The 16,288-nt window shown below is 71.0% G+C and carries 12 protein-coding genes; 2 read left to right on the forward strand and 10 right to left on the reverse strand.

The genetic code is table 11. From position 1 onward, the window contains the following. From ABT122_RS12395 to ABT122_RS12405, 3 genes are all read right to left on the reverse strand, one after another. Window positions 1-790: AMP-binding protein (locus ABT122_RS12395; RefSeq protein WP_351549431.1), on the reverse strand; the 790-nt coding region annotated here is incomplete at its 3' end. A 95-nt stretch (window positions 791-885) separates the two neighbouring features. Next, window positions 886-2,952: an ABC transporter ATP-binding protein gene (locus ABT122_RS12400; protein ID WP_351549434.1), complete on the reverse strand. Its 2,067-nt coding sequence runs from the start codon at window positions 2,950-2,952 to the stop codon at window positions 886-888. Window positions 2,953-3,051: 99 nt separating this feature from the next. Next, entirely contained in the window at window positions 3,052-3,276 is a 225-nt protein-coding gene (locus tag ABT122_RS12405; protein ID WP_351549437.1) for an MbtH family protein, read from the reverse strand. Window positions 3,277-3,574: 298 nt separating this feature from the next. Between ABT122_RS12405 and ABT122_RS12410 the strand changes: the two genes are divergently transcribed. Both ABT122_RS12410 and ABT122_RS12415 read left to right on the forward strand, forming a co-directional pair. After that, window positions 3,575-4,228 (forward strand): response regulator transcription factor, encoded by a 654-nt coding sequence (locus tag ABT122_RS12410; protein WP_351549440.1) that lies wholly within the window; start codon window positions 3,575-3,577, stop codon window positions 4,226-4,228. A gap of 8 nt (window positions 4,229-4,236) precedes the next feature. Next, window positions 4,237-5,514, forward strand: a complete 1,278-nt coding sequence (locus ABT122_RS12415) for a sensor histidine kinase (RefSeq protein ID WP_351549443.1) — start codon at window positions 4,237-4,239, stop codon at window positions 5,512-5,514. Here the strand turns inward: ABT122_RS12415 and ABT122_RS12420 are convergent. From ABT122_RS12420 to ABT122_RS12450, 7 genes are all read right to left on the reverse strand, one after another. Continuing rightward, window positions 5,492-6,292, reverse strand: coding sequence for an alpha/beta fold hydrolase (locus ABT122_RS12420; RefSeq protein WP_351549446.1), 801 nt, complete (start codon window positions 6,290-6,292; stop codon window positions 5,492-5,494). The genes ABT122_RS12415 and ABT122_RS12420 overlap by 23 nt on opposite strands. A 122-nt stretch (window positions 6,293-6,414) precedes the next feature. Beyond that, a complete protein-coding gene (gene dpgD / locus ABT122_RS12425; protein ID WP_351549448.1) occupies window positions 6,415-7,344 on the reverse strand; it encodes an enoyl-CoA-hydratase DpgD in 930 nt (309 codons plus the stop codon). Beyond that, window positions 7,341-8,648 carry a (3,5-dihydroxyphenyl)acetyl-CoA 1,2-dioxygenase DpgC gene (dpgC, locus tag ABT122_RS12430; RefSeq protein ID WP_351549451.1) on the reverse strand — a complete coding sequence of 436 codons (1,308 nt, stop codon included), beginning with the start codon at window positions 8,646-8,648 and terminating at the stop codon, window positions 7,341-7,343. The genes dpgD and dpgC overlap by 4 nt, the downstream gene beginning before the upstream one ends. Further along, a complete protein-coding gene (gene dpgB, locus ABT122_RS12435; protein WP_351549454.1) occupies window positions 8,645-9,298 on the reverse strand; it encodes an enoyl-CoA-hydratase DpgB in 654 nt (217 codons plus the stop codon). Before dpgB ends, dpgC begins: the two co-directional genes overlap by 4 nt. 23 nt (window positions 9,299-9,321) lie before the next feature. Further along, entirely contained in the window at window positions 9,322-10,482 is a 1,161-nt protein-coding gene (gene dpgA, locus ABT122_RS12440) for a 3,5-dihydroxyphenylacetyl-CoA synthase DpgA (RefSeq protein ID WP_451067051.1), read from the reverse strand. Window positions 10,483-10,599: 117 nt separating this feature from the next. Then, window positions 10,600-12,978 (reverse strand): aminotransferase class I/II-fold pyridoxal phosphate-dependent enzyme, encoded by a 2,379-nt coding sequence (locus tag ABT122_RS12445; RefSeq protein WP_351549457.1) that lies wholly within the window; start codon window positions 12,976-12,978, stop codon window positions 10,600-10,602. A 152-nt stretch (window positions 12,979-13,130) separates the two neighbouring features. Further along, window positions 13,131-16,025 (reverse strand): helix-turn-helix transcriptional regulator, encoded by a 2,895-nt coding sequence (locus ABT122_RS12450; RefSeq protein WP_351549460.1) that lies wholly within the window; start codon window positions 16,023-16,025, stop codon window positions 13,131-13,133. Window positions 16,026-16,288: the final 263 nt, after the last annotated feature.

Consider the following 16,288-nt stretch of genomic DNA (forward strand, 5'->3'; position numbering starts at 1 on the left):
GATCCAGCACACCCAGCAGCGACGGCACCACACTGGCGACTTCCACCCCAGCGGCACGGATCATCGCCGCCAACGCCTCCGGCTCCCTCCGCTCCCCACCCGAAGCAATCGCCAACGTCCCACCCGCACCCAGAACCACCACCACATCCAGCACCGCCGCATCAAAACTGAACGACGCGAACTGAAGCGCCACCACACCCTCGTCAACACCCAGCGCCGGACGCATCGCCACAGCCAGATTCGCCACACCCCCATGCGCCACCGCCACACCCTTCGGACGGCCCGTCGAACCCGACGTATAAATCACATACGCCAACTGCTCCGGACCCACCACCGACTCCAGGGGCTCCGGGGACCGGGCCGCGATCTCTCGGGCTCCGTCGTCCAGCAGCGTTACGTGTGTGTCCGGCCCGGGCACGTCGACGCCGGCCGTGGCCAGGACCACCGAGGCGCCGCTGTCGGAGATCATGTAGGCGAGGCGCTCCGCCGGATGTTCCGGGTCGAGTGGCACATACGCGCCACCCGCCTTCCACACCGCCAGCAGCGCCACCACCATCTCCACCCCACGCGGCAGGCACAGACCCACCACGCACTCCCGACCCACACCCAGGTCTCTCAGATGGCGGGCCAGCCGGTTCGCACGGGCCTCCAGCTCCCCGTACGACAGCACCTCCGGCCCACACCGCACCGCGGCGACACCCGGCGCGGCCTCGACCCTCGCGGCGAACAGCTCCAGGAACGTGCCCGGATGCGGGGTGGCGGAGAGAGGTGAGCGACGAGAATCAGGCATTCCAACGGTCCCCACTGACTCGACGGTGGTTTTCTCTCGGTGGTGCGGGCGCTGGGCCGGCCGCTGCGGCCGTGGTCAGCCGCCGCGGCCGGGGGTCAGCCGTGGCCCGGTGGCGGGCCGCCGGGTATCGGGCCGGGGCCGGGGCCGGGCATGAAGCCAGGGCCGGGGCCACCCGGCCCGGGGCCGCCGGGGCCGCCGGGGAAGAATCCGGGTCCCGGCATACCCGGGTAGGGGCCCTGTTCGGGTGGGCCTCCCGGGAAGGGTCCGTGCGGACCCACCGGCTCGGGGACGCGCTGCGGCTGCTGCCCGTTGCCGTGGGCGCCGGCGCTGCCCTGGCCCGCGAACTGGGTGCGGTACAACTCCGCGTACAGACCGTCCTGTTCCAGGAGTTCCTCATGGGTGCCGCGTTCCTGGACCCGGCCCTTGTCGATGACGAGGATCTGATCGGCTTCCCGGATCGTGGAGAGACGGTGGGCGATGACCAGGGAGGTACGGCCGGCCAGCGCGGTCTTGAGGGCGCGCTGGAGTGCCGCCTCGGACTCCGAGTCGAGGTGGGCGGTCGCCTCGTCGAGCACGACGATCGGCGGGGCCTTCAGCAGCAGCCGCGCCATCGCGATGCGCTGCTTCTCACCGCCCGAGAGCCGGTATCCCCGGTCCCCTACGACGGTGTCGAGTCCGTCGGGAAGGCTCTCGATGAGCTGCCAGATCTGCGCGGCCCGGCAGGCGTCGGCGAGCTGTTCCTCGGTGGCGCCGGGGCGGGCGTAGAGCAGATTGCCGCGGATGGTGGTGTGGAAGAGGTGTGCGTCCTGGGTGACCATGCCGATGGAGGTGCGCAGCGATTCGAGCGTGAGGTCGCGCACGTCGTGGCCGCCGATACGGACGGAGCCCTCCACCGCGTCGTAGAGGCGCGGCACCAGTTGGGTGATGGTGGTCTTTCCCGCGCCCGATGGGCCGACGAGGGCGGTGAGCTTCCCGGCGGGGGCGGTGAAGCCGAGATCGCGGAGGGTCCACTCGGTGCCGGTGCGCTCCTGCATGGGCAGGGCGATGTTCTCCAGGGACGCGAGGGAGACATCGGCGGCCTTCGGATAGCGGAAGGAGACGCCGTCGAACTCGATGGCGGGGGCGGTTCCCCCGGCGGTGCCGATGGCGGGCAGGGGGACAGCTCCGGGCTTCTCGGCGATGAGCGGCTTGAGGTCGAGCACCTCGAAGAGCCGGTCGAAGCTGACGAGCGCGGACATGACGTCGGCCTGTGCGCTGGAGAGCTGGTTCACCGGGGTGAGCAGCCGGGTCATCAGGGTGGCCAGGGCGACGAGGGTGCCGATCTGGAAGGCGTCACGGATGACGAGCGCGCCGCCCAGGCCGTACACGGTGGCGAGGGCCAGGGAGCCGAGGAGAAGCATGGAGATGGGGAGCATCTTCATGTAGACCGCGGTCTGGACGCCGAGGTCGCGGCCCCGGGCGGCGAGCCCGGCGAAGAGTCCGGTCTCGTGGTCGGGGCGGCCGTAGAGCTTCGCCAGGAGTGCGCCGGTGACATTGAAGCGCTCGTTCATGAGGGAGCCGATTTCGGCGTTGACTCCCATGTGCCGGCGCATGACGTGCTGAAGCCGGCGGCCGACGACGCGGCCGGGGAGGACGAAGAGCGGCAGGAGCACCAGGGAGACGAGGGTGACGGTCCAGGAGAGGTAGAACATGGTGATCAGCACGAAGAGCACGGTCAGTCCGGCGGAGACGACGGTGGAGAGCAGGGCGGTGATCGCCTGCTGGGCGCCGATGACGTCGTTGTTGAGCCGGCTGACCAGGGCGCCGGTCTGGGCCCGGGTGAAGAAGGCCAGGGGCTGTCGCTGGACGTGGTCGAAGACCTTGGTGCGGAGGTCGTAGATGAGTCCTTCGCCGACGCGTCCCGAGAGCCATGCCTCGGCGAATCCGACGAATGAGTGTGCGAGTGCGAGGCCGGCGACGGCGACGGCGACTCCCACGACGACTTCGGTATTGCGCACGGCGATACCGTTGTCAATGAGGTACTTGAACAGTACAGGGGTCGCGACCGTGATTGCCGCGTTGAGTGCGGCGAGGGTCAGGAGAATGGCGATGCTGAGCCGGTAGGGCCTGGCGTAGGGCAGAATTCGCTTTGTTGTGCCGGGCGTGACCTGACGTTTGGACATGGGTCCGTCCGGCCCGGGGCCGCCCATCATCGGCCCCGGGCCGCCGATTAGTGCCACTGCTGCCTCCTCTGCTGTGTCGTCGATGTGGGGAGGTCTGGGCTAGCCGGCCGCGCGGGCCCTGTCCATCTCGTCGATGAGGCTCTTGGGCCGCATGTCGGTCCAGGTCTCGTTGATGTACTCCAGGCACGCCTTGCGGGTGTCCTCGCCGAACGTGACCTTCCACCCGGCGGGAACGTCCGCGAACGCGGGCCAGAGCGAGTGCTGGTTTTCCTCGTTCACCAGGACGAGGAAGGTGCCGTTTTCGTCGTCGAACGGGTTGGCCATAACCACTCCCATCAATTGCCGTTGGTTGATCGGGCTTCACGTTAGCGGGGTGGATGTGGACGGGCAATGGTGGTCATCTTTGGCACTGTCCAACCATGAATTTCTGACACTTGGACAGCGGTTGACAGATTTCTTTTCCGGATTTCCGGGAATGGTCGGAGAGCAGCGGGGGAAGTGGTGTCCGGCGGTACGGCGGGTGTCCTCCCGACGAAACCCTGCGGAAACCGGGGGTGGTTGATCCTTGCTGTACTTGTCAAGGTGTTCGTGTCCGGGGTGTGGCGTTGCGGAGGGGGATCAGGTGCGGGTGCTCGTGGTCGAGGACGACGAGGAGATGGCCCAGACGGTCGCGGTGGGTCTGCGCCGGGCGCAGATGACCGTGGATGTGACGTTCGACGGCGAGGAGGGGCTGGAGCACGCGCTGTTCACGGACTACGACGTGATCGTGCTCGACCGGGATCTGCCGGGCATGCACGGCGATGAGGTGTGCGCGGAGCTGATCGCCTCCGGGTGCCGGAGCAGGGTGCTGATGCTGACGGCCGCGGCGACGGCGGAGGATCTGGTCGACGGGCTGAGTCTGGGAGCCGATGACTATCTGGCGAAGCCGTTCGACTTCCCGGTGCTGATCGCGCGGATCGGGGCACTGGCGCGCCGGGCGCATCCGCTGGTGCCTCCGGTGATCCGGCACGGCGACCTCGTGGTGGACACGGCACGGCGCACCGCGAGCCGGGCCGGCCGGCCGCTGGATCTGGCGCCCAAGGAGTTCGGGGTGCTGGAGCTGCTGCTGGCGTCCAAGGGGCGGGCCGTGTCGGCGGAGGAGCTGCTGGAGCGGGTGTGGGACGAGGCCGCCGATCCGTTCACCAGCGCGGTCAAGATCACCATCAGCCGGCTGCGGGCCAAGCTGGGCGATCCTCCGGTGATCGAGACCGTGGCCAAGCGCGGCTACCGGATCTGAGGGCGGCGATGTCTGTGATGTCCCGGCTCTCCGGCCCCGTGCTGCGCTCGGGGCGCCCCCGGCGCAGTGTCCGGCTGAGACTGACGCTGCTGTACGGCGGGTTGTTCGCGGCCTCCGGGGCGGCGCTCCAGACGATCATGATCTTTCTCGTCAACCGCCGGGTGCAGGACACCTGGAAGGATCTGCGGGAGCGGAGCGACGGGAAGCAGCGGGAGCTGCCCGAGCCCCCGGTGTCGCTGCCCACGCCGTCGCGGCTGCCCGAACCGCCCGGTCAGGGGTCGTCGGCGACGATCCCGGTGGACGGCAAGGACACCCTGATGGACGCCCTGCTGACGCAGGGCGCCATCGCGCTCTCCATCATGCTCGTGGTCTCGATCGCGCTGGGCTGGATCGTGGCGGGCCGGATACTGCGCCCGCTGCGCACGATCACGGCGGCGGCGCAGGAGATCTCGGCGACGAGCCTGCACCAGCGGCTGGCGCTCGACGGTCCGGGCGATGAGCTGAAAGAGCTGGGCGACACCTTCGACAGTCTGCTGAGCCGTCTGGAGACCTCGTTCGAGGCGCACCGGCGGTTTGTGTCGAACGCCTCGCACGAGCTGCGTACGCCGCTGGCGCGGCAGCGGGCTCTGGGTCAGGTCGCGCTGGCCGATCCGGACGCGACGGTCGACTCGCTGCGGGCGGCGCACGAACGGATTCTGGTGACGGGCGCGCAGCAGGAGCGGCTCATCGAGGCGCTGCTGACGCTGGCGCGGAGCCAGGGCGGGATCGATGTGCGCGAGCCGTTCGATCTGGCGCGGCTGACGCAGGAGGTCGTCGACTCGCGGGAGTCCGACGCGGAGTCGCGCACGGTGGTGTTCCTGCCGTCGATCGGCGCGGCGACGGCGGCCGGTCACCGGAATCTGACGGAGCGCCTGGTGACGAATCTCGTCGACAACGCGCTGCGGCACAACATCCGCGGTGGCCGGGTGGATGTGACGACGGCGACGGTCGACGGGCGCGCGACGCTGATGGTGACGAACACGGGTCCGGTGGTGCCGCCGGATGAGATCGGCCGGCTGTTCCAGCCGTTCCAGCGGCTGGACGCGACGCGGGTGGCGCGTACCGAGGGACTGGGGCTGGGGCTGTCGATCGTGCAGGCCATCGCGCAGGCGCATGACGCGACGGTGACCGCGCGGGCGCGGCCGGAGGGAGGTATGACGATCACGGTGTCGTTCCCGGCCTCGGGTGACCGGCCGGTTCCCTCCCGGCCCGCGCCGGAGCGGGTCAGCGGGCGAAGAAGTCGGTGATGGCGGAGTTCACGGCGGTGGGCTTCTCCAGATAGCCGTAGTGGCCGGCGCCGGGGATCTCGGTGTAGCGGGCGCCGGGGATGCTGTCGGCGACCTCACGGGAGAGATGGGGCCGTACGACGAGGTCGTCGGCGAAGGCGATGACGAGACAGGGGCGGTTGATGCGGCGGTAGACGGCGAGCCGGTCGGGGATGACGTCCAGGCCGAGCTGGCCGCGGGCGGTTGAGATGTCGACGGGGGACATTTCGAGGACGGTCAGCCAGTCCTGGAGCAGCTCCTTGTCGTTGAGGGTGGCCGGGGAGAGGTTCTGGAGGGCCTGGATGTAGGCGGCGTACCGGGGTGGGATCTTGACGCCGCTGTCGGCGAGTTCGATGTCGCCCGCGGACATGGCGGCGAGCAGGGTGTCGGTGCGTCCGCTGCTGGCGATCAGGACGGCCTGGCGGACCAGTTCGGGCCTGGAGACCAGGAGTTCCTGGACGAGGATTCCGCCCATGGAGGTGCCGACGAGACGGCAGGGGCCTTCGCCCATGTGCTCGATGAGAGCGGCGAGGTCGGCGACCATGTCGGCGAGGGTGAAGCCCTGGGGGCACACATCGGTCGGCGGGATGCCGCGGTTGTCGACGGTGATGACCCGGTAGCCGGCGCGGCGCAGGGCGGGCACCTGGTGGGTGCGCCAGACGCGGCCGGGGGCGCCGGTCCCGGTGACCATGATGACGGGCTCCCCGGAGCCGTAGGTGTCGTAGCTGAGGTTGATCCCGTTGATGCGAGCGACCGGCATCGGTGTGTTTCCCTTCACGTTTCGTCCAACCGTCCGGTCCCGTCACTTGGACACCGGAGGGCCGGGCCCGTCGCCCGGTGGGGCGGCGGGCCCGGAGGTTCGGGTGGTGCGGGCGGTGCGGGTCAGCGGCCGGACCAGTGCGGTTCGCGCTTCTCGGCGAACGCCCGGACTCCTTCGACCGCGTCCCCGCTCTCCCGGCGGCGCTCCTCCCATGCGTACCGGGTGGTGAAGGCCTGTTCCAGGGGGAGGTCCACGGAGGTGAGGACGGCCTCCTTGATGGCGCGGACCGACAGGGGGGCGCTGCGGACGAGATCGTCGGTCCAGCCGTCGACACAGTCGTCGAGCCGGCCGGCGGGGACGACCTCGTTGAGCAGCCCGTGGCGCAGGGCGGTGGCGGCGTCGAGCCGGCGGCCGGTGAGGAGGTAGCCCATGGCGGCCTTCAGCGGGAGCTGCCGGGCGAGCCGGAAGGCTCCTCCGGCGCCCGGGACCAGTCCGAGCCGGGCCTCGGGCAGCGCGAAGACGGCCTGGTCGGACGCGATGATCAGATCGCAGGCCAGGGCGAGTTCGAAGCCGCCGCCCAGCGCGTATCCGTGGACGCGCGCGACGACCGGTTTGGAGAGCGTGAACCGGTCGGTGAGGCGGGGCCAGCCGGGCTGTCCCCGGCTGCCGAAGGTGGTGAGGGGGGCGCCCCGGGCGTCGAGCCGGGCCCGTTCCTTGAGGTCCTGGCCGACGGAGAAAGCGCGGTCGCCGGCTCCGGTGAGGACCACGGCCCTGATGTCGTCGTCCGCTTCGACGTCGTCCCAGATCGCGGCGAGTTCCTCGTGGGTGCGCAGATCCATCGCGTTGAGGACGTGCGGGCGGTCGATGGTGACGCGGGCGATGTGGTTCTTCTTCTCGTAGCGCACGCGGGCGCGCTGGTCGGGGTCCCGGGCGGTCGGGTGGCCGGGGTCGCGGGTGCGGCGGCCGGGCCGGCCGGATGGCTCAGGCCGGTCGGATCGCTCGGGCCGGTCGGGCCGGTCGGATCGCTCAGGTTGGTCGGTTCGGTCGGTCATGGTGCCGGGGCTCCGAAGTCTCCGGCCTTGTGGATCACGTCCTCGCCGTAGATCCGCAGGGCCTGCTGGAGGGCGAACTCGGCCATGTAGGCGCGGAAGGCGCCGGGGGGCTCGTCGGCGAGGTTGAGCATGCGCCGGTTGGCGATGACCGCCTCGCCGCGCAGCCGGGTGAGGGCGCGCTCGACCGCGCCGTCCATGTCCTGGGGTTCGGCGACCTCGTCCACCAGGAGACGGGCGTCGGGTTCGCTCGCCCGAATCCTGCGGCCCTGGAGGATGATCTGCCGGGCCACCCGGGGGCCGGTGAACCGGCTGAGGCGGAAGTTCGCCACCCCCGGGACGATGCCCTCCTTCGCGGCGGGCAGGCTGAGGTAGGCGTCCGCGGCGGCCAGGACATGGTCGAAGGCGAGCAGCAGCTGGGTGCCGCCGCCGATGGCGAAGCCGTCGACGGCGGCGATCCACGGTTTCTCGGTGTACGGGGTGTGCCAGCCGCCGGGGCCGTCGGTGCGGATGCCCCGGATGAGTTTGTGGATGTAGCCGAGTTCCCGGCGGAGCAGGAAGTCCACCAGGGAGATATCGCCCGAGCTGAGGTTCTTGAGGTTGATCCCCGCGCTGAAGACCCGCCTCCCCCGGTAGCGGGGGTGGCTCATCTCGCCGCCGCGCAGCAGTCCGACACTGACGGCCGGGTCGAGGAGCGCGAGGTCGACGGCGGTCTCCATGTCGTCGACCTGCTGGTTGTCCTCGGCGTTGAGGCAGTCGTGGCGGCACATGGTGAGCCGGGCGACACCGTCGCGCCGTTCGAGGTGCACGGCCTCCATCCGCAGCGTTCCGGTACGGATGAACTCCGGCAGCAGCTCCAGGGCCCGGGGCGTGGGCCGGAGCATCGACTCCAGCAGATGCGGGCCCGCGGTGGCGGACCCGAGCACGGCGCGGAGGAAGATGCCCTGGTCGATCTCGTGGCCTTCCTTGTCCGCCTGGGTCCTGCTCCGTTCGTCCGCGAGCAGCTCGGCCGAGGGAACGAGCCCGGGGAAGGCGACGGCGGCCGCGGCGACGAGTTCGGCGAGCCGCAGGGCCACCGTGCGGCCCTCGGTGAGCCGGTCGTACACGGCGTCGACCTGGGTGTCGAGAAACCGGGTGCGCAGGGCGCGGGCGGCGTCCTTGGCGGCGGTGGCGCGGGCGCGCTGCTCGGGAGAGCGCCTCCCCGGGCGGGGGAGCGCGGCCACCACCTCGTCGGCGTGGCTCACCGCCTCCGCGAGGCCGGCCCGGAGCGCGGTCGCGGTGGTGCGCTCGGGCAGGGTCGCCGTCATGGGGCCTCCCCCACGGGGACCCGGCGCAGTGCGCGGTCGCACGCCGCGAGGTGGGGGCCGATGGCGTCCTCGAAGCTGGTGGTGGTGGCGTCGAAGAGGAGCTGGCGCCGGATGGCCAGTTCCTTGCCGGAGCGTCCGGCGAGCCGCCGCACGGTGGCGGCGAGGGCGCCCTCCGGATCGTCGGTGAGTTCGTCGACGAGTCCCAGGGCCGCCGCGTCGGCGGCGGTGAGGGGCACGCCGAGGACCACCGCGCGGCGGACCCGGGCGGCACCGGCCTGCTGGACGAGCCGGTAGGAGGCCATCCCCGGCCAGGTCGCCCCGGCGTCGCCGGAGACGAGAAGCCGGGCGCCGGGGGTCGCGATACGGACATCGGTGGCGAGGAGCGCGTCGAGCGCGGTGCCGCCGCAGTCGCCGCGGACGACGGCGATGGTGGGCGCGGGCAGCCGTTCCAGCCGGCGCAGGGTGCGCTCCCACTTGGTGACCAGGGCGACGTTCAGCCCGGTGGTCCAGCCCTCGGTGGGGGCGCCCTCGACATGCAGGGTGACGGCCTCGGTTCCGGGGTGGTCCTCGGTCTGGTCGCAGAGCGCCGCGAGGGCCTTGACGGACCCGGCCGACAGTGGCGCGGTGCCGTCGATCTTCAGTATGGGCATATTCCCTGTCACTTCCCCGGTGTTCACCATCGGACCAGCGCCGTTTCGATCGTGGAGCCCGGTCCCATGGTCATGAGGACACCGTGGTCGCCGGGTGCGGTGACGTGCTCGTCGAGCAGCCTTTCGTAGGAGAAGAGGAAGGAGCCGCTGGAGACATTGCCGTAGTCGCGCAGGACGCCGACGGTGTGCCGGAGGTCGTGGCGGGTCAGTCCGAGGTTGACGATGACGGCGTCGATGACCTTCTTGCCGCCGGAGTGGACCAGCCAGTGCCGGATGTCGCTGCGGCGCAGACCCGTCCCTTCGAGGAGCCGGTCCACGGTCAGCTCGGCGTGCGCGCCCACCACATAGGGGATCTGCGGGTCGAGGAAGAAGCTGAACCGGCCCTGGTCCCGGTCCCAGTCGTAGCGCATCGCGTCGGCGGCCTCGGGGATGATGCAGCTCGCGAATTTGAGGACGCTGGGCCCCTCCGGGGTGCCGGGGACGGTGCCGTCGGCGCCCGCGACGAGGGCGACGGCCCCGGAGCCGTCGCCGAAGAGGCTGTTGACGACGGCGGTGCGCATGGTGGAGTCCATGGCGTACGCGGCGGAGCAGGCCTCCGAGCAGAGCACGACGGCCAGCTCCCCGGGGTGCGCCGCGGCCCAGCCGGAGACGACCCCCAGGGCGTTGAGTCCGGCGTTGCAGCCCATGCCGACGATGTCGGAGCGGCTGCAGTGCCGGTCGATGCCGAGTTCCCGGATCAGCAGGGCGCTGAGACCGGGGGTGAGGAAGCCGGTGGAGGTCACACAGCACAGATGGCGCAGATCGGAGAGGTCGGCGCCGGCTCGCTTGAGGCAGTTGCGGAGCGCCTCGGCGCCCATCTCGATGGCGAGGGCCTTGTGCTTGTCGAGGAGGTCGCCCTGCGGTTCGGAGAGGCGGGTTCCGTCCTCGGCCTCGGGAGGCAGGGTGAGATGGCGCCGTTCGATGGCGCTGTTGAGGAAGACCCCGCGGATCTTGGGGTCGGTGATGCCGAAGGTGTCGAGGACTTCGCGCTGGGTGAAGGAGGTGGGCGTGGCGGATGTGCCCACCCCCACGATTCTGGGCGCGAGGGGCATGTACGGCCCGCGGGTCGTGGCCGGAGCGGTCACGGGTGCGGTCAGGTCCTGGTCGGCGTCCGATATCACCGGACGGTCGATGCTGATGGTCAACGGAAAGTCCACCCCCACATGCGCGGCTTGCTGCGCGGTCGCTGTGTGCTGCGAATGGTGCTGGTCACTCTCTTCGCCCTTCTCGTGCGAAGGTGCTGGATCGGACGGACGGGACGGCTACGGCCGGGCCGCCGCACCGGGGGTGCCGGCGCTCCGGTCCTCGATGAAGCGGGCGAGCCGTGCGGTGCCCTCGGTGATCTGGGCATCGGTCAGATAGCTGGTGGACAGGCGCAGCGTGTGATCGCCACCGCCCTGTGGATAGAAGTACGACATCGGTGTCCAGATCACGCCGAACTCCTGTGCCGACCGGGTCAGTGCCTCGTTGTCGGCGCGGAACGGCACCTGGACGGTGAGGAAGAACCCTCCGGTGGGTTCGTTCCAGCGCACTCCCAGGGCCTCCCGGCGCTCGGCGGGGAGGTGGTGGTCCAGGCTGCGCAGGGTCGTCCGCAGGGCCTTGCCGTAGTAGTCGGCGGCCTCGGCGTTCCGCTCGGAGATCCGTCCCCGGGCGGCGAGCAGCGCTCCGGCGACGGCGGCCTGGCTCAGGGACGAGGTGTTCACCGTGACCATGCTCTTGATCTTGGCGAGTTCCGCGGCGAGGAGTCCGGTGCGGCCGGTGTCGTCCACGACCCGCTGATCGGCGACGACGAAGCCGACGCGGGCGCCGGGGAAGATGGTCTTGGAGAACGAGCCGAGGTGGACGACCCTGCGGGCGTGGTCGAGGGATTTCAGGGACGGCAGCCGGGGCCCGGGGCTCACCATCCGGTAGGGGCTGTCCTCCACGATGAGAAGGTCGTGGCGGGCCGCCAGGTCGAGCAGCTCGGCACGGGTCCGGGCGTCCATGGTCGTACCGGACGGGTTGGAGTGGTCGGGTACGACGTACAGGGCGCGGGGGCGCCGGCCGCGGGCCCGCTCGGCCAGGATCGCCGCTTCGAGGTCGGCGCAGTGGAGTCCGCTGTCGCGTTCGCCGACGGCGCTCAGCCCGATGTCGAGGAGACGGGCCGCCCCGGTGATCCCCACGTAGCAGGGACTGGAGACGAGCAGGACGTCGTCGGGGCCGGTGATCAGCGCCCGGAGCACCAGCAGCATGGCCTCCTGGGCTCCGACGGTGACGACGATCGACTCGGCGGGGATGTCGATGTTCTCGTCGTCGCGGAGCGAGTCGGCGATGATCTCGCGGATCTGGCCGGCGGTGGGGCCGTACTGGTACATGGCCGTGCGGATCGCCTGGGGCGAGTCGCCCTGCCGGGCGAGGTGGTCGAGGTAGGTGCGGACGTGGGTGATGATCTCCTCGGTGTCGAAGAACCCGTCGTAGGGGCGTCCCGGGGCGAAGGAGATGGCGTCGGGGTAGCGGTGGGTGACCTCGTTGAGGAAGTTCATGGTGTCGAGGACCGGGTCCGAGACACTGGTGTGCAGATCGCTCCGGCGCAGATCCCCTTCGGGCGCCCGCTCGGCGGTGCCGTCCGCCGCGCCCGTGGGTGCCGGGGCGGTGGTACGGAGCAGCTCGGGGCCGGCGTCGGCGGCCGACCCGGTCCCGGTGAGGGCGAGCGCGGCCCGCAGTTCGCTCACGAGTTCCTCCAGGACCTCGGTGACGCCTTCACGGGCGGCGACGAGCAGTCCGTCCAGGACGGGCCGGTCCAGCAGGACCGCGTCGGCGCCGTGGGCGAGGGATACGAGAATGTCGGCGCCGCGGCGGATTCCGCCCCGGAGCAGTACGGGGCAGCGTCCGGCGACGGACGCCGCGATGCCGGGGAGCGCGCCGAGGTCGTCGGCGACGATGCCGTCGGCGCCCTCGGCGAGGGCGCGGACGGCGTCCATCGGGGTGCGCACTCCGGCGACGAACAGCGGCAGCGCGGAGATGGAGCGCAGCCGGCCCACGCCGGCCCAGTCGACGGTGTCGTCGAGAAGGGCGCGCGGGTCGGCGAAGGGGCCGTAACCGCCGAGGTCGGCGAGCGGGCCGCCGCCGCGGAAGTGGCGGATGGGGATGTCCTCGGCGAGGTTCACGGGGACGGCGCCGGGCGCGAGCCGGACATGGCGCTGGGGGCCGACGGCGAGGACGACGGCCTCGAAGCCGGCGTCGGCGGCGCGTGAGACCAGCCAGCGGGCGGTGCCCCGGTCCCGGAAGAGATGGGTCCGCAGCCAGAGCGGGCCCTCGGCGGCCGAGGCGAGTTCCGCGAAGGTGCGTCCCGTGAACGCGCTGACGACGACGGGGAGCCCGGCGGCGCCGGAGGCGCGGACCACGGCGAGTTCGCCCTCGGGGCGGACGAGTCCGGCGAGGGAGCCCACGAGGAGGGGGGCGGGCCAGGTGTGGCCGAGGATCTTGGCGGCGGTCCCGGGCGGGCCGGGGAGATCGCCGTCGCCCGGGCGGAGCGCCGTCCGGTCGAGGATTCTCCGATTGCCCGCCCACAGGCGCTCTTCCGTTGCCAGGAATTCTGCCGGGACGGAGTCCAGTCCTTCGCGCGCCAGGCGCGCATAGTCTTCGAGACCGCGTCCGGCCATGGATTTTCCCCCAGGCAATCAACGAATTGCGGCGAATGGATTCCAGGCCGCCAGGATCACATGGGGCTTACGGCTCCGCCAACGCGTCCAACCGACGGGAGTGGTCACTTGGACAGACGCGTTGATGTCGTGCCGTGGACGTGTTTCCCTTTTTATCCTCCATTCGGGAAGCAGGGGAGGTCGGTGAAGGCGAGAAGTTCCGCCGGGAGACCGGAACGGCTCCTGACCTTTAACTTGCGGTAAATCTTGGTGAGATGCTGCTCGACGGTGCTGACCGTAATGAAGAGCTGGACGGCGATCTCACGATTGGTGCACCCGGCGACGGCGAGCGCCCCGACCCGGCGTTCGGCGTCGGTGAGTTCCGCGAGCGCCGGGGGCACGGTGCTCTCGTCGTGGACGCTGTGCCCTGCGGTGGGCGCGCCGGAGGGGATCAGGGGGACGGTGCCGTTCTCGTGAGCCGGGTCCCGGGGGGTGTCGAGGTCGCGGCGGCCCGGGGCGGGGACCTTTCCGGCGAGGGTGCCGTTGAGCCGGCCGCGGTGGGCGCCCGGCCGTTCGGGGGCGGTCGCGGCGGCCATGTCGTCCTGCGCGCGCCGGAGTTCGAACTGGTCGCCGCAGTCGGCGAGAATCCGGATGGCCTCCTTGAGCAGGGACTGACGGTCGGGTGCGGCGCTGATCGCGGCCAGGCGCCGCAGGGCCACGCCCCGGTCGCGGGTGCGCCCGTCGCCGAGGAGGGTGAGCTGTTCCTCCAGCAGGGTGCGTGCCTGGCCCGCCTGCCGCATGGCGACGAGTGCCGCGACGGCGTCCTTGCGCCAGTCGGCGAGGTCGGGTGAGTCCGCGCCCCACTGCCGCATCAGATCCCCGCAGGACTGGAAGTTGGTGAGCGCGGTGTGCGGGCGGCCCATGGCGAGGTGGTAGCGGCCGAGTGCCTGGAGATAGGGCAGGGCGAAGGGGGTGTCGAACATGATGGGCGGGACGGCGGTGTTCAGATAGGGCATGACGGCGTCGAAGTCGCCCTGCTCGGTGGCGGCGCGGACGGCGAGTGCCAGCGGCAGCCCGACGGCGACGCCCCAGGCCGCCGCGGAGACCAGTTCCAGCGCGGTACGGGCGGACTCGCCGGCCGTGACGGTGTCCCCGGCGCGCAGGGCCGCCGCCGATCGTATGGTCTCGAACACGGCGCGCCGCATGGGGACCCGGCGAATCCACGGTTCGTGGAGCAGCCGTTCGGCCCACTGGACCGCCTCGTCGGGCCGGTGGGTCTGGATCAGGAAGAGCAGCGCGAACAGGGCGGGGGTGAGCGGGCTGTCGGCGTCGGTGCTGTGCAGGACGTGGTCGGCTCCCTGGAACTCCTCGCCGTCGCCGATCAGGGTCGCCGACACATTGAGGAGGGTGAGGAAGGAGACCGGGCGGGAAGCCGCGGAGAGGGGCTGGGCGAAGGGGCTGCCGGTCTCGGCCTTGGCCGCGGTGGCGTCCTCGGAGAGGCCGGGGTAGATGAAGGAGAGCCAGAGCCGGCCGACCTTGACATCCACGGGCGCGGCGGCCCACGGCGGGCTCACGGGTGCTCCGCCCGCCGCGCTCTCGACGATCCGCAGCAGCGCCTCGGCCTGGGCGAAGTCGCCGCGCCACATCAGGTGTTTGACGGGGACCATGGCATCGTCGCCGGTCAGGGCGCCGGAGCTGACGAGGTGGCTCAGGTGGGGCAGATAGCGGCCGGCCTTGACGGGGTCGCTGAGCCACTGGGCGTCGGCGAGGGCGGCGGCGATATGGGCTTCCTGGGCGGCGTCCTCGCAGATGCCGGACGCGTGGCGGAGGCAGTCGATGGCCTTGCCGATGTCGCCGAGGTGGATGGCCTCGCGGGCGGCCTCGCGGAGGATGCCGACGCGCCACGACGCCCGGGCGGAGTCGTGGGTGGCCATGAGCTGTTCGGCGACGGCCCGGGCGGGGGCGCCGCTCGCGTGGAGTATTTCCGCGGCCCGTCCGTGCATGGTGAGAAGGCTGTTCGGGAGGATGCCGTCGAGAACCGCCTGCCGGGCCCGTTCGTGGCGGAAGCGGAGGTTCGCGAGGAGGCCGGCGGCGTTCAGGTCGGCGAGGCAGCGGCGTACGGAGGTGGCGTCGACACCGAGGAAGTCGCCGATGAGCGGGGGCGAGGCGGAGTCGCCGAGGACGGCCAGGGCGCGGGCGGTGGCGAGCATCGAGGGTTCGCAGCGGTGCAGGCAGCGCAGGAAGGCGTGGCGGAAGGACTCCCCCGGCTGGGGGCCGGCCGGGTCCGGTGCGCCGTCGGCCGCGGGCCGGGCCTCGGTCAGGTGGTCCTCCGTCAGGTGGTCCTCGATGAGCCGGTCCTCGACGAGGGCGTTCAGCAGCAGGGGGTTGCCTCCGCTGATGTCGGCCCAGGCCTGGGCGGAGGCCGGGGACGGGACGGCGCCCAGGCTCCGGGTGAGGGTCTCGGCGGTGCCGCCCAGGGTCAGGGGCGCCAGTCTGACGCGGTGGCAGTAGGGCAGGTGGAGTGTCTCGGCGTGCAGGGTCGCCAGTTCCCGTTCGTGGCAGGAGCTCTCGTTGAGCACGATGAGAACGGCGGAGGAATCGATACGCCGGATGAGATAGCGCAGACACTGGAGGGAGGGTTCGTCGGCGAAGTGCACATCGTCGATGCCGAGGACGAGCGGTCCCCGCTCGGCGAGTTCGGAGATGGTCCTGCTGATGCGCTGAAGGAGGCCGAGCGGGATTCTCGGGGCTCTGGGGTGGTCGCCGGCCGACAGGGTGACATCGACTTCCTCGGCGGCGAGCGGGTCGGCGGCCATTCCGGCGGCGCGTATCGCGTTCATCAACTGGTCGACGAGGCCGAACAGATGGTGACGTTCGCTGGTGGCGGCCGTTACCGAGAGGAACAGGCCCCCTTTCTCCCGTACCAGCCCGGCGAACGTCTGGAGCAGTGCGGTCTTTCCGCAGCCGACGGGCCCGTTGGTGAAGACGACCGCGCCCTTGCCCCGGGCGCACCCCGCGTACAACCGGCCGAGCAGTCGCAGTTCCTCGTCTCTTTCACTGAACTTCACGGATCCCCCCGTACGTTCTGTGTGCTCTGTCCAGCTTTGTATGGCTTGGCTGCGCATGTTTGCCACGTGACCCATCCATCGCGCGATTCCCTGGGAATCACGCCTCTGACCTGCGGTGCTTTACGTTGCGGGGGAGGCAGGGCGGGGGGTCACCCGAACAGAAACACACCTCAAAACAGCATACTGAGCCGAACCGGCCGACGTGGGTCCTTTTGAGCCACTCGTTGCGAAACGCATGGATGATTTTGGGACATCGCGCGAAT

The sequence above is a fragment of the Streptomyces sp. NPDC001985 genome (genome assembly GCF_040296845.1).
Taxonomy (GTDB): domain Bacteria; phylum Actinomycetota; class Actinomycetes; order Streptomycetales; family Streptomycetaceae; genus Streptomyces.